The 13,794-nt window shown below is 37.4% G+C and carries 13 protein-coding genes, 1 tRNA gene, 1 other RNA gene and 1 other annotated feature; of the genes, 4 read left to right on the top strand and 11 right to left on the bottom strand.

Features of this window, described 5'->3' with window-relative positions; all coding sequences use genetic code 11:
- Nucleotides 1-369: 369 nt before the first annotated feature.
- From HNP81_RS22955 to tadA, 7 genes are all read right to left on the bottom strand, one after another.
- Nucleotides 370-633: a pro-sigmaK processing inhibitor BofA family protein gene (locus tag HNP81_RS22955; protein WP_028390588.1), complete on the bottom strand. Its 264-nt coding sequence runs from the start codon at nucleotides 631-633 to the stop codon at nucleotides 370-372.
- 79 nt (nucleotides 634-712) lie between these two features.
- A complete protein-coding gene (locus tag HNP81_RS22950) occupies nucleotides 713-937 on the bottom strand; it encodes a YaaL family protein (protein ID WP_028390589.1) in 225 nt (74 codons plus the stop codon).
- Nucleotides 938-959: 22 nt separating this feature from the next.
- Nucleotides 960-1,556 (bottom strand): recombination mediator RecR, encoded by a 597-nt coding sequence (recR, locus tag HNP81_RS22945; RefSeq protein WP_028390590.1) that lies wholly within the window; start codon nucleotides 1,554-1,556, stop codon nucleotides 960-962.
- Nucleotides 1,557-1,793: 237 nt separating this feature from the next.
- A complete protein-coding gene (locus HNP81_RS22940) occupies nucleotides 1,794-2,117 on the bottom strand; it encodes a YbaB/EbfC family nucleoid-associated protein (protein ID WP_028390591.1) in 324 nt (107 codons plus the stop codon).
- A gap of 21 nt (nucleotides 2,118-2,138) precedes the next feature.
- Complete coding sequence (dnaX, locus tag HNP81_RS22935; protein WP_182504125.1) at nucleotides 2,139-3,827, bottom strand: DNA polymerase III subunit gamma/tau; 1,689 nt, start codon at nucleotides 3,825-3,827, stop codon at nucleotides 2,139-2,141.
- Nucleotides 3,828-4,082: 255 nt separating this feature from the next.
- An RNA gene (ffs, locus tag HNP81_RS22930) (signal recognition particle sRNA large type) lies at nucleotides 4,083-4,347 on the bottom strand.
- A 74-nt stretch (nucleotides 4,348-4,421) separates the two neighbouring features.
- On the bottom strand, nucleotides 4,422-4,928 hold the full coding sequence (gene tadA, locus HNP81_RS22925; RefSeq protein WP_182504127.1) for a tRNA adenosine(34) deaminase TadA: 507 nt from the start codon (nucleotides 4,926-4,928) through the stop codon (nucleotides 4,422-4,424).
- A 154-nt stretch (nucleotides 4,929-5,082) separates the two neighbouring features.
- Here tadA and HNP81_RS22920 point away from each other — a divergent pair, with 154 nt between their 5' ends.
- The 3 genes from HNP81_RS22920 (at nucleotide 5,083) to HNP81_RS22910 (ending at nucleotide 7,118) form a co-directional block, all read left to right on the top strand.
- The gene (locus tag HNP81_RS22920; protein WP_028390594.1) at nucleotides 5,083-5,616 is read left to right on the top strand and encodes a cysteine hydrolase family protein; all 534 of its coding nucleotides are present in this window, start codon (nucleotides 5,083-5,085) and stop codon (nucleotides 5,614-5,616) included.
- Nucleotides 5,617-5,808: 192 nt separating this feature from the next.
- Complete coding sequence (locus HNP81_RS22915; protein WP_182504124.1) at nucleotides 5,809-6,450, top strand: deoxynucleoside kinase; 642 nt, start codon at nucleotides 5,809-5,811, stop codon at nucleotides 6,448-6,450.
- Nucleotides 6,447-7,118: a deoxynucleoside kinase gene (locus tag HNP81_RS22910; protein WP_028390596.1), complete on the top strand. Its 672-nt coding sequence runs from the start codon at nucleotides 6,447-6,449 to the stop codon at nucleotides 7,116-7,118. Before HNP81_RS22915 ends, HNP81_RS22910 begins: the two co-directional genes overlap by 4 nt.
- A gap of 278 nt (nucleotides 7,119-7,396) precedes the next feature.
- On the opposite strand, the gene HNP81_RS22905 is transcribed toward HNP81_RS22910, so the two are convergent.
- The 4 genes from HNP81_RS22905 to guaB all read right to left on the bottom strand — a co-directional run bounded on the left by HNP81_RS22905 (nucleotide 7,397) and on the right by guaB (nucleotide 12,222).
- Nucleotides 7,397-7,489: transfer RNA gene (locus HNP81_RS22905), tRNA-Ser, on the bottom strand.
- Between the two features lie 130 nt (nucleotides 7,490-7,619).
- Nucleotides 7,620-8,897: a serine--tRNA ligase gene (gene serS, locus HNP81_RS22900; protein ID WP_182504123.1), complete on the bottom strand. Its 1,278-nt coding sequence runs from the start codon at nucleotides 8,895-8,897 to the stop codon at nucleotides 7,620-7,622.
- A gap of 65 nt (nucleotides 8,898-8,962) precedes the next feature.
- Nucleotides 8,963-9,185, bottom strand: a binding site (T-box leader).
- 77 nt (nucleotides 9,186-9,262) lie between these two features.
- A complete protein-coding gene (locus HNP81_RS22895; RefSeq protein ID WP_182504122.1) occupies nucleotides 9,263-10,591 on the bottom strand; it encodes a D-alanyl-D-alanine carboxypeptidase family protein in 1,329 nt (442 codons plus the stop codon).
- A 167-nt stretch (nucleotides 10,592-10,758) separates the two neighbouring features.
- Nucleotides 10,759-12,222, bottom strand: coding sequence for an IMP dehydrogenase (gene guaB, locus HNP81_RS22890; protein WP_182504121.1), 1,464 nt, complete (start codon nucleotides 12,220-12,222; stop codon nucleotides 10,759-10,761).
- 113 nt (nucleotides 12,223-12,335) lie between these two features.
- Between guaB and HNP81_RS22885 the strand changes: the two genes are divergently transcribed.
- Nucleotides 12,336-13,307: a YaaC family protein gene (locus HNP81_RS22885; RefSeq protein WP_246399561.1), complete on the top strand. Its 972-nt coding sequence runs from the start codon at nucleotides 12,336-12,338 to the stop codon at nucleotides 13,305-13,307.
- Nucleotides 13,308-13,794: the final 487 nt, after the last annotated feature.

Raw genomic sequence — 13,794 nt, 5'->3', positions numbered from 1 at the left:
TGTGTACTCACTTAAATTTAAACGTTGGCGCTTTGTTTTGTTCAGTTTTCAAAGAGCAATTTCGCTAACCTCTCAGAAGCGACTTTATTAATATATCACATCTTTTCATTAGCGTCAACATTTTTTATTTTAAAAAGTGTTTCTTTCTAACTGCTAGTAGATGCAATGTCGTTTTAGCGACAAGATATATATTAGCAACTTCTCAATAATTCGTCAATACTTATTTTACAAATATAATTTTTATATTAAAACTTATTTAAATCCACACTGTTTCTCCTGTTACTAAATAATAGCTAATTCCTAATATCTTATTAGTATACCTTGAAGAGAGAAATTAAAAAAGAACCCGAGAAGTTTCTCTCGAATTCTTCAAATAATCCAATAATCAATCGCAGCTAAAGTAGCTACACCTGGAATTCCTAAAATTCCTGCTATTGCAGAAGTGGCTAAATTAATAGGTACATGAACCCCTAATTGATTTCCAAACACATTTAGAAAAAATAAAAAAACAGCGCCAATAATTAATTTAACAACTCCCTGCCCTATTAGTCGGATTGGTTTTATAGGCGCTCCGACAAAAAGCAGTAATACAATTAAACCAGCTATTACACTTACAATAACCATTGGCTCCACCATCATCCCCCCTTATTAGCTCGTACTACATTCTATGTAGATAAAACTAAATAAGAACAATGATGAAGTGATTACACTCTTACTTACGTTTTCCAACTGTCAATTTTCTTCTTTTCGCTTCTTTAAATAGATAGAAATATTTAATTTCGGCAATTTTTGTTTGTATGATTGCATCTTCTGATGGATCAAGGCTTTTTTCTAGTAATGATTTCTGGTTGAGCCAACTTCTTTTAATTCCCTCTAATTGTTGTACTAATTTTTGGTTATTTTCGTTACGAAGTCTGCCTTTTCGACGAAAGAACACAAGACCCACTCCCTGCTACTTCTTAAATTTCCCTTCTTCCTTCGAGGGCTTTCGATAATGTCACTTCATCTGCATACTCTAAATCCCCACCTACAGGTAACCCATGTGCAATTCTTGTGACTTTAATTCCCGATGGCTTTAATAACCTAGAGATATACATTGCGGTAGCTTCCCCTTCAATATTTGGGTTCGTTGCCAAAATAACTTCTTGAACCGTTTCATCTTGAAGACGCTTTAATAAGTCTGGAATGTTTATATCTTCTGGTCCAATCCCATCCATCGGTGAGATACTTCCGTGTAATACATGGTAAAGACCATTGAATTCACGCATTTTTTCCATAGCAATGACATCTTTAGGTTCCTGCACCACACAAATAACATCACGACTTCTTCGTTGATCTTCACATATATAACATGGGTCCTGATCTGTTATATGACCACAGACCGTACAATAGGAGAGATTCCGCTTGGCATTTACAAGCGCTTTTGCAAAATCCAATACAGTGTCTTCTTTCATCCCTAATACAAAAAATGCAAGTCTCGCAGCAGTTTTCGGTCCAATCCCCGGTAATTTCATAAAACTATCAATTAGTTTCGTAATTGGTTCTGGATAATGCATCAAATACCTCCTATTAAGAAAAGCGCATACGCCTTCTTCAACTTATAGGCTAGCATATTACTTTCTTCGCTAGACACCATAACTCAAAAAACATAAAGCTATCTCATAACGAAAGGGTCAAACCCCACATCTACTATATAATCGTTTATACGACGTGTAAGTGACGTAATAAACGTTATATAGAATGTGAGGTCAGACCCTTTTTAGACAACCTCATTTATCCTTTAGTTTTGCTAATTAAATCATTCCACCAGGAAGGTTTAACCCTTTCGTGAATTGCCCCATCGTTGAATTAGTCAATTCATCTGCTTTTTTCAATGCGTCATTTGTTGCCGCTAGCACTAAATCTTGTAACATTTCAATATCGTCAGGATCCACAACTTCAGGTTTAATTGTTACATCAACAATTTCCTTATGGCCAGTTACTACAACAGTGACCATACCACCGCCTGCTGTTCCTTCGATTTTCTTTTCGCCTAACTCTTCTTGAGCTTCAGCCATTTTCTTTTGCATTTTTTGCATTTGCTTCATCATATTCTGCATATTTCCCATTCCACGCATTCCCATTTGTATTACCTCCCATTATTCTTTAATTTCAAGTAATTCATCTCCAACTAACTTGCGAGCTTCCGTTATAAATGGATCTTCTTCTTTCATGTCCGGTTCTTTTTGACCGTCAACTTGCTGAGTGGAGAGAAACCCCTCTCGTATACTTTGCCATTGACTCTCAGGCACTCCCGCCATTTCAAGTCTTTGACTCGTCACATTTTCCATGATTGAAGCCATTACTTCAATAAAACGGGTGTTTTCCATAGCCATTTGGCAATGAATATCATACTTAAATTTTAACACAAAAGCCTGCGAAGAGGCAGCAACTGGTTCTGCTTCATTTAATAAAGCTGCCAATGACTTTAAATTTTGCTGTCCTAATTGTTCAAGCACTTCGCCCCATCTACTTTTCACAAGGGCAAGATCTTGCTTAGTTGCTTGACGAAGGACTTGGGTTATTTTCCCTACTGGTGCTTTATATGTTTTTTTCACAGAACGAGAAGGTTGTGGCCGCTTTTCAGCTTGAGCTGTAACCGCTTGGCCAATTCCACCTTCTTTCAATTCCCTTAGCTGCTTTTCAAGTTCTTCTATCTTATTAGTCAGCTGTCTTAAATGAACGTCAGACACAGCACTTTCACGTTCCTGATTACAGAGCTTAACTAATGCAACTTCCAGAAAAATTCGCGGGTGATTTGTCCATTTCATCTCTTGCTGCGTTTTATTAAAATTTTCAATAATGCTATAAATATCTCGGTTTGAAATAACCTCTGCTAATTCTTTGAATTGTGGATCAATCAGTACTCTCTCAAATGAATTCGCCATCCCAGGAGCCGCCTGATAAAGGAGCATATCTCGGAAAAAGAAAATCATATCCTCAATAAACCTAGCTGGGTCTTTCCCCATTGCTAATAGCTCATCTAATACTTCCAAAGCACCTGCTACATTTTTATCATAAATAGCCCGTGCCAATTTCCCTAAAAAAACATGGGAAACAGAACCTGTTACGGTTAATGCATCTTCTACACTTACTTCATCAGAACTAAAGGAGATTGCTTGGTCAAGTAGACTTAAGGCATCCCTCATTCCCCCCTCAGCTGCTCTGGCTATGATATGCAATGCTTGTTCATCCACTGTAATACCACTTTCAGAAACAATCTGGGTCATCCGACCAACTATATCCTGGGGCTGTATACGTTTAAAATCAAAGCGCTGTGTTCTTGAGATGATGGTTAAAGGAATTTTATGAGGTTCAGTAGTTGCCAAAATGAAAATGACGTGCTGTGGCGGCTCTTCCAATGTTTTTAATAAAGCATTAAAGGCGCCTTGTGAAAGCATGTGTACTTCATCAATAATGTATACTTTATATGTACCTGAATTGGGTGCATATTTCACTTTATCCCGAATATCACGGATTTCTTCAACACCATTATTGGATGCAGCATCAATTTCAATCACATCCTGGATCGATCCATCTGTAATTCCTAAGCAAGACGCACATTCATTACACGGTTCATTTGTCGGTGACTTTTCACAGTTAACAGCTTTAGCGAGTATCTTCGCTGCACTCGTTTTCCCAGTACCGCGTGGACCAGAAAATAAATAGGCGTGGGAAACTTTCTGTTGCAGTAACGCATTTTGTAACGTTTTCGTTACATGCTCCTGACCGACTACATCAATAAATTGCTGTGGTCGCCAAACTCGATATAATGCTTGATACCCCACGTTGTCACCCCCTTATTTTCTCCCTATCTATTATAGCGTACTATTTGTATGAAGGAAAAGGGGACAGAATTGCACAATACATAAAAAGCATGATCAAATAACTTATAAAAAACGAGTTTTTGTATAAATGCCTGTATTGTACTAATTTGCTCTGCTCACACCATCCTTAAATGTTGGTTTAGCCATTTTTATCAATTTCAAAAATGATATAAAAAAACCCACCCAAAAGGATGAGTTGATTTATTATGTTATATACCGTGCACCTTCTGTCGATTAGCTCCCATAAGCGTTACTTAAGCAGTTAGCTCGACCCAGGCAACCCTGCGGCACATGGAAACTTCCACTTAATGCTGCTTCCTTCCGGACCTGACATGGTTCATGGAGTCCCATTGCGCAGGACCCGGGCGTCAACACCACTTACTTAAGGCAGACCCTACAGGAAACTAACCTCGAGAAGGGATTCGGCCTCGCTAGAGCGGATTGCGAGTACAGGGCACCGCTACCTCCCCGCTTAGCACGGCATGATTTATTATACTAAGTCCTACAATAAAAAGCAATATTAATTACCTTAAAACAAAGCAAAGAAAAAATAACTTATTTCCAATTCTTTTCCATTAAAGCTTTTCTTGATTCTTTTTCCGCCTTTTTACGTAATCGAATACCTTTAAAAAATTCAGTTAATATCTGTCCACATTCTGCACTAAGGATACCACTTGTCACTTCGGCTTGGTGATTAAAACGGTCATCTTGCAATAAATTCATAAACGTTCCCACACAGCCGCCTTTTGGATCACTTGCACCAAATACTACACGCTTTACCCTTGATTGAATGATTGCTCCTGCACACATCGGGCAAGGCTCAAGTGTGACATAAAGCGTGGCTTCTTCTAAACGCCATGTACCTTGCGATCGGCAAGCACGGTCAATTGCGAGAAGTTCAGCATGCGAGATTGCATTTTGCTCTGTTTCTCGTAAATTATGTCCCCTTGCAATAATCTTATCTTGAAGTACGATGACTGCACCGATTGGAACTTCATTTATTTGACCAGCCTTTTCGGCTTCTTTTAATGCTTCCCTCATATAGTATTGATCGTCCATCATCATTATCCTTTCACGTTCATTTCACATATCAACTAAGAGCCTATTTCAAAACGAGTAAAGCCACCGTCATTCAGACACACTACTCTTATTCACTTCGAACTTGTAAGCATAATTACATATTTATAAACAGCTACCAAAAAGGAGACTACCTAAAATGAAACAAGAAAATCTACAACAAGCCTTACTTATTATAGATATGATTAATGATTTTAAATTTACGCATGGTGACATGCTTCTCAAACATACAATCCCCATCATCCAACCAATCCTCACTTTAAAAAACATCTGTAAAGAAAATGGTTATCCTATTATTTATATTAATGATCATTATAATTTATGGCAGGCTAATTACAACAAAATAATTGCATTGTGTAAAAATGAAAAAAACACACAAATTATTGAACAAATTATACCAGATGAAGATGATTATTTTTTAATAAAGCCAAAGCATTCGGCATTTTACGGAACTTCTCTTCACACATTATTGCACCATTTAAAAGTCGACCAGCTCACAATTACAGGAATTGCCGGAAATATTTGTGTATTATTCACTGCGAATGATGCTTATATGAGAGAATATCCGCTATGGATACCAGAGAATTGCCTAGCTTCTGCCAGTCCTGATGATAATCAGTACGCTCTTACCATGATGAAAAATGTACTAAAAGCACAGATAGGACCAGTATGACCTCCCTAGTTTCTGTTTCATTCAAAATATATACCCTATTCCAATCCACCAATATATTCAATTCTCCATTAACGAGAATTCTATCACTCCAGTCCAACAGTCTGTGATACAATAATGGATGGTTATTCATAGCCACAGTCGGAAACGCACGATTATTCCATTGGGATATCGCTTTAAAGGAGGACGTAATTCATGATAAACACACCATTTATCACCGTTGAGGGACCAATTGGTGTGGGAAAAACATCACTTGCTAAAGCAATCTCTGAACACTTCAAATTTGCCTTATTAAAAGAAATCGTTGATGAAAATCCTTTTTTGGGTAAATTTTACGAAAATATAGATGAGTGGAGCTTTCAAACGGAAATGTTTTTCCTCTGCAACCGTTACAAACAACTCGAAGATATCGAAATGAACTTCCTCGCTAACAACCAAGCTGTTGTAGCAGACTATCATATATTTAAAAACTTAATTTTTGCACAAAGGACGTTAAAAAATCGGCAATACGAAAAATACTTAAATATTTTTAACATCCTTACTGCAGACATGCCCAACCCAAATATGGTCGTTTACTTAGACGCAAGTTTAGAAACATTGTTAAAACGAATAGGAAAACGTGGCCGGGATTTTGAAAAGAATATCAGTCCCATTTACCTTGAACAATTAACCATTGATTATCAGCATTTCATGGCAACGTTCGAAGAACAACACCCCGATATTCCGGTTCTTCGCTTTAGTGGAGATGAAATTGATTTTATTGAAAACAAAGAAGACCGGTCTATGATTATGACTCACATAGAGAACGCGCTTTTAAAAAGGAGTATATACGAATGAATTTACGAAAAAAATATGATATCCCGTCTAGCTCAGTCATTACCATTGCAGGAACGGTAGGTATCGGTAAATCCACCATGACAAATGCATTGGCTAACGCCTTAAACTTTCGCACCTCCTTCGAAAAAGTTGATACAAACCCATATTTAGATAAGTTTTATGAAGACTTCGATCGCTGGAGCTTCCATTTACAAATTTATTTTCTTGCTGAACGTTTTAAGGAACAAAAACGTATATTTGAATATGGCGGAGGGTTTATTCAAGATCGATCCATTTATGAGGATACGGGAATTTTTGCAAAAATGCATTACGAAAAAGGAACGATGAACCCTACTGATTACGAAACCTACACAAGTCTTTTTGACGCGATGGTCATGACCCCATACTTCCCACATCCAGACTTGCTTATATACTTAGAAGGATCATTAGATGACATCTTGTCACGAATTAAAGTCCGTGGCCGCCCAATGGAACAACAAACTCCTATCGAGTATTGGACAGAAATGCACCGCCGCTATGAAAATTGGATTAATCAGTTTAATGCTTGTCCAGTCTTACGATTAAACATTAATGAGTATGACCTAATCCAAAGTGAAGAATCAATTGAACCAATTGTCGAACGAATTTCAACCTTTTTAAACCAAACAAAAAAATTAAGAAGACTATAAAAAATAGATGGTCTCATAAGGGTCTGACCTCGCACTCTAAATCAGTATATAGTGTTTCATACACTTATCTAATACTGTACTTTAGTTGTTGTGGGGTCGGACCCTTTGCTTTTGAGATGTGATCCTTAAATGGCATAAGCTCAAGAATAAGGATGTATAAAATATGCGAACAGACAAATTTCAATATCCAATTAAAATTTCTAAATAAAAAAACCCGTTACATCTGCAACGAGTTTTACGAGTTCCAATTTATGCGCTGTGGTTAATTTTAAAAGAAATGGAGGAGGTAGAGGGATTCGAACCCCCGCGGGATTTGACTCCCCTGTCGGTTTTCAAGACCGATCCCTTCAGCCAAACTTGGGTATACCTCCGTATTAACATGTATTATATTACAATAGGTTTACGCGAAAGTCAACGGATCATTTTTTGTTTTTCATAATGAATGCAAAGGGAGGTTGTCTCATAGGGTTTAACCCTTTATTGAGACAACCTCTGCTTTCATTATGGTCTTATTACTTCTGCTCCCCGCATGTAAGGACGCAAGACTTCTGGAACGATTACACTACCATCAGCTTGTTGATAATTTTCAAGAATAGCTGCTACCGTTCTTCCGATAGCAAGACCAGATCCATTTAGTGTATGAACATGTTCTGGCTTACCCTTGGGATCCCGACGGAAGCGTATATTTGCCCGTCTTGCTTGGAATGCTTCAAAGTTACTGCAAGAAGAAATTTCACGATATGTTCCATAGCTCGGAATCCAAACCTCAATATCGTACTTCTTAGCTGCTGTAAATCCAAGATCTGCCGTACACATACTTAGTACGCGATATGGTAGCTCTAGCAACTGTAATACTTTTTCTGCATGGCCTGTAAGCTTCTCTAGCTCTGCATATGAGTCTTCAGGTTTCACAAACCTCACTAGCTCTACTTTATTAAATTGATGCTGGCGAATTAATCCACGTGTATCGCGACCAGCAGACCCGGCTTCTGAACGGAAGCAAGCGCTATATGCTGCATAACCGAATGGCAGAGCTTCTCCATTTAGTATTTCATCACGATGATAATTCGTAACCGGTACCTCAGAAGTAGGAATTAAGAAATAATCTTCACTTTCTATCCGGAAAGCATCTTCTTCAAACTTTGGTAGCTGCCCAGTCCCTACCATGCTTGTGCGATTCACCATGTATGGAGGCATCATTTCTTCATAACCGTGCTCCTCTACATGTAAATCAAGCATAAAACTGATTAATGCACGCTCAAGACGAGCACCTAGACCTTTATAGAATACAAAACGGCTTCCTGTTACCTTGGCCGCTCGTTCAAAATCTAAGATTTCTAATTCACTAGCAACATCCCAATGCGGCTTAGGTTCGAAAGCAAATTGAGGAAGCTCTCCCCATTTTCTTACTTCAACATTATCATCCTCTGTTTCTCCTACAGGAACACTTTCATGAGGGATATTCGGAATTGATAAAAGCATTCTTTGTAAATCAGCTTCCACTTTGCGTAACTCATCATCAAATCCTTTAATTTGATCGCCAACTTCTCTCATTTCAATAATCAATTGATCCGCGTCTTTTTTCTCCCGTTTTAACATAGCAACTTGTTGAGATACTTCGTTTCTACGGCTTTTTAACCTTTCCCCTTCAGCAATTAGTACTCGGCGTCTACCATCCAACTCCTCAAATTTTCCAAGATCAGTTAAATCTTCACCCCGGAACTGCAATGCCCGCTTTACTTCTTCTAAATGATTACGTAGATATTTTAAATCCAACATTTCACATTCCTCCTTGTTTTTTCATTACAATTAGTTTCAGGAACACAAAAAACTCCCGTCCCTATAAAAGGGACGAGAGTTAACCCGCGTTGCCACCCTAGTTGAAAGCACAAATGTACTTTCCACTCGTAAGATAACGGCATAAGCCGAAAGTAATTACTACCCATATCAATGGGGTTCCATACTTTACTCCAGGATGGATTCATAAGTTACTTCCACCGATTTACACCTGCCATCGGCTCTCTTTAGAAAGCAAGACTTACTACTGGTTCCTGTCATCGTTTTAATGAATGAAATTGTTTTCCATAATGTACTATAATTCTTACCATGTTGCAACCCTTTTATCCTTAATCACGAGATGGAAATCAGAACCAGCCTTTTACTGTCTCGGAAACGCTGCTCCAAATATCAGAGAAAAATCCACCTATAGCTCGAGAAGATAATACGAACCAATTTGCCTTTTCTACTGTTTCTGCAGCTACAACATCTACTTTGCCTGTTTTTGCACCTGCTTCGTCGATAAATCCATAATCTGTTCCATCTTTCGACTTAACTGTTAGATAACCAATTACATCACCTTTTTTAACTGGTGCTTCAAGTTTACCGTCTTTATTCAACTTCTTTTCATCAATAACCAGTTCAGGTTGATAATTGTCTTTGTTCGCATGATTAATAACTGCAGTAATCGCTTCTTTTGATTGGATCTTTACTGAATTTTCTTTCCCGTCTGCTACAGGGATCGTCTTATGGCCCTTCACTTGGTAATTTGCTGGAATAAGTTCTTCCTTACCAAAATTACCAAAAGCATAATTCATGAGTTTAATGCTATCCTCAAAACGTTCAGTTTTAGAAGTTGACTTCATGACTACCGTGATATAACGTTGGCCATCTCTAATGGCAGTGGCTGTATGTCCGAATCCTGCAAAGTCTGTAGATCCTGTCTTTAATCCATCGACACCTTCATACTCATAAATCAACCCAGGCAGCATCCAGTTGAAATTTGGATATTCCTTCCCATCTCTAAATTTCAACCTCGGAATCTTCGAATATTCTAATGCTTCCGGAAAATCGGTAATTAAACGATAAGCAAGTGTTGCTGTATCTCTCGCTGTCATAACATTTTCTTCATTTTCATTACCAGCAGGTATATTGCCCATCAGACTCGAGTTATTTAAACCGCTAGAGTTGACAAATTTATAATCTTTTAACCCTAATTCTCCAGCTTTTTTATTCATCAATCCAACGAAGTTCTTCTCGCTACCGCTAATAAGTTCTGCTAATGCTACAGTAGCAGCGTTTCCGGAAAAAATGGCCATCGCTTCGTACAATTCTTTTACTGTATAATCTTCACCCTGCGTTAATCCCACATTAGACAAACCAGGTGCCTTAGAAAGCTTATGAACATATTCGTTTATATTAACTTTCTGGTCCCATGTAATTTTCTTATTTTTTATTGATTCCAAAACAATATACTCTGTCATCATTTTAGACATTGATGCAATGCCAAGTACTTTATCTGCATTTTTCTCATATAGGATACGACCTGTTTCTCCATCAAGAATGATTGCAGCTTCCGCTTTTAAACCAAGATCAACTGTATTAGCCTTTGCATCATTTGGTAGAAAGGCAAGTTGTGATAATACTAGAGTAAGAGCTGTGATAAAAACTAGTGAAATCTTGCTAAATCTTTTCAATTTTCAATACCTCCAACTAACTTGATCTATATATTTCGAAGAGTCTCTCCTCGTTATTTGACGTACACCTTGTCTAGTTTATCATAAAAAAATCAAAAAAAGTAGACAGAGTACTTTCATACTCTGTCCAGAAATTTTAACTTGTAATTATGAATATAAAGTTCTATTTATAAGGAATAATTCGGTGCTTCTTTTGTGATTTGTACATCATGTGGATGACTTTCACGCAACCCAGCACCTGTCATCTTAATAAATTGAGTTTTCTCTCGTAAATCTTGTAAGTGTGCAGCGCCACAATAGCCCATTCCTGAACGAATCCCACCGATCAACTGATAAATTGTATCAGATAATGGTCCTTTATAAGCTAGACGACCTTCAATACCCTCAGGCACAAATTTTTTATTATTTTCCTGGAAATATCGATCTTTTGAACCGTTTTCCATAGCCGCAACAGATCCCATTCCACGATATACTTTAAAGCGACGTCCTTGGAATATTTCCGTTTCACCAGGGCTCTCAGATACACCGGCAAGCATACTGCCTAACATTACCGCATGGCCGCCAGCTGCCAAAGCCTTGACGATATCGCCAGAGTATTTAATACCACCATCAGCGATAATTGTTTTTCCATGCTTTCTCGCCTCAGTCGCGCAATCATAAACGGCGGTAATTTGTGGAACTCCAACACCGGCAACAACACGCGTCGTACAGATAGATCCAGGTCCAATTCCAACCTTGACTACATCGGCTCCAGCCTCAATTAGCTCTTTCGTCGCTTCAGCTGTTGCTACGTTTCCAGCGATAATCGTTAATTCTGGATATATATTGCGTATTTCTTTCACTGTATCAATTACACCTTTTGAATGCCCGTGTGCAGTATCAATTACAATTGCATCAACGTGAGCTTTGACGAGCATTTCAACACGCTTTAGTGTATCTCCTGTTACTCCGACTGCTGCACCAGCAAGTAATCGACCACGCTTATCTTTTGCAGAGTTTGGAAATTCAATAACTTTTTCTATATCTTTAATTGTAATAAGACCTTTTAATACACCTTTATCATCTACAAGCGGAAGTTTTTCAATTTTATGTTTTTGAAGGATTTTTTCAGCTTGTTTTAAATCTGTTCCAACTGGTGCTGTGACCAAGTTTTCAACAGTCATAACATCGGAAATATTAATAGAGAAATCTTGGATAAAGCGTAAATCTCTATTTGTAAGTATTCCAACAAGTTTTTGTTCTTCAAGATTGTTTACAATTGGAACACCAGAAATTCGATATTTTCCCATTAGATGCTCAGCATCAAATACCTGATGTTCTGGAGTTAGGAAAAATGGATCAGTAATAACTCCGCTTTCTGACCGTTTGACCTTGTCTACCATTTCCGCTTGCTCTTCGATCGTCATATTTTTATGAATAATACCTAACCCACCCTGACGAGCCATAGAAATTGCCATCTCAGCCTCGGTAACTGTATCCATACCAGCACTTAATATAGGCAAATTTAGTTTTAAGTTTTCTGCTAAAGTAATTTGTAAATTTACATCTTTCGGTAGAACTTCAGATTTTGCTGGCACTAATAATACATCATCAAAGGTCAATCCTTCTTTTGCGAACTTATTTTCCCACATTTTTTTCCCTCCAGGTTAAAAAAATATTATTAGTAGGTTATCAATTGGACAAAATACTGTCAAGGAGAACAGAAAATTTCTGATTATTCTATTTATTAGAAGGAGAATATTTTATGATGAATTACCCCACTTTTTGGGACTTACTCAGTAACTTTTACTCAGCATCTCGGACACAAATTTATTTAAATAAATGTTATCGTTCCATAAATGACCCAACAGCAGATAAGAATAGTTACGAAAACTGCTACCCCTTCATCTATTATCTTGAACACGGCAAGACCTATTATACCCAAGCAAAAATTGCACCTCTCTCGATTCAGCCTGTTCTTATGTTTTATGGCTTTACTCAACTTCTTAAAGCATGTGTTCTCACTAACGATCCCAACTACCCGGAAAACACAGGGGTCCTTGCACATGGAGTAACAACAAGAAAGCGTAAGAAACAACAATATGAATTTTTGCAAGATGAAATCAAAATCCAGAAAAATGGATTGTATATGCATGCGTTAGATAAAGTATTCGGTATAAAACAAATGGAAAATGAGCGTTATACTATGAAATCCTTGTTGAAGGAAATTCCAGAACTTTATGAAAGCCATCAATATTTATTTGGGAAAAAAAGTTATCAAACTCTACAGCTTCACGATAAAAATCAATATCATTTATCACCTTCCATACTTGATATTTATCAAATGACAACAAATCGCTTTAAAGAATATTTAGAATCAAAAACAAAGCTAAATATATCTATTACAGAAACTGAACGTTTAGAAATGACAATAGATCAAAAGCTTTTATTCAATAAGCATGCCCCTTTCCGATATCATTTATTTGATAAAAATTTTATGCTTTCTGTTACTAAAAGTTCTGAGTGCGCAACCTTACCTGAAATTATGATTCACTATCTAGTGCTGTATAATTTAAGTATGATATGTCGTTATGAAACCGAGTGGTGGTCAGAGTTATTGAAGACAACACCTAACGAAGACTATCCACTCATTCTTCAATTTTTATCAATAACGCAAGAAAAAATCCCATTTTTAATTTATCAATGGTTAACAAGTGAAAGATTCTTCCCACAATAATTTTTTTAAGACTGGATGTTTATTAAAGCAGGATAAAGAACTTAAATGGCGGAGTGGCAATTTAATTGGTTAGATCCTATTTAAATCAACGAGGCTCCGTCCCTATGTCCTTCATACCAAAATATAAACCCTCGAAAATTGAATAACGAATAATTTTCTAAATTAGCCTTAATCCATAAACAGTTGCACGCTAACCACTTGAAAGGGAATTTGGATGAAGAATTCCCTCGGATGCTTCGAAGAGGTTAATTTGCGATTTTAATAGGGGTAAGAAGCTCGAGAGTGACGGCGGGCATACAATATACCTAAAGGACCAATTAGTTGATGCATCCACATCCTATGAGCATTTCGACACCGAGCATATAAGGTACAACAAAACGTATAAGTCCATAAAAAAAGAGACCAGCTATAAATAGCTGATCTCTTAGATTGCTTGGCGGCGTCCTACTCTCACAGGGGGAAACCCCCAACTACCATCGGCGCTAAA

This window comes from Peribacillus huizhouensis (assembly GCF_014138605.1).
GTDB classification, from domain to species: domain Bacteria; phylum Bacillota; class Bacilli; order Bacillales; family DSM-1321; genus Peribacillus; species Peribacillus huizhouensis.
The sequence above is the reverse complement of the archived record's forward strand: the minus strand, read 5'-3'. Positions and strand labels throughout refer to the sequence as shown.

Coding starts and splice junctions, on each gene's coding strand:
- recR (WP_028390590.1), bottom strand. CDS start 1,556: ATGCATTATCCAGAACCAATTACGAAACTAATTGATAGTTTTATGAAA.
- HNP81_RS22940 (WP_028390591.1), bottom strand. CDS start 2,117: ATGCGTGGAATGGGAAATATGCAGAATATGATGAAGCAAATGCAAAAA.
- tadA (WP_182504127.1), bottom strand. CDS start 4,928: ATGATGGACGATCAATACTATATGAGGGAAGCATTAAAAGAAGCCGAA.
- HNP81_RS22920 (WP_028390594.1), top strand. CDS start 5,083: ATGAAACAAGAAAATCTACAACAAGCCTTACTTATTATAGATATGATT.
- HNP81_RS22915 (WP_182504124.1), top strand. CDS start 5,809: ATGATAAACACACCATTTATCACCGTTGAGGGACCAATTGGTGTGGGA.
- HNP81_RS22910 (WP_028390596.1), top strand. CDS start 6,447: ATGAATTTACGAAAAAAATATGATATCCCGTCTAGCTCAGTCATTACC.
- serS (WP_182504123.1), bottom strand. CDS start 8,897: ATGTTGGATTTAAAATATCTACGTAATCATTTAGAAGAAGTAAAGCGG.
- guaB (WP_182504121.1), bottom strand. CDS start 12,222: ATGTGGGAAAATAAGTTCGCAAAAGAAGGATTGACCTTTGATGATGTA.
- HNP81_RS22885 (WP_246399561.1), top strand. CDS start 12,336: ATGATGAATTACCCCACTTTTTGGGACTTACTCAGTAACTTTTACTCA.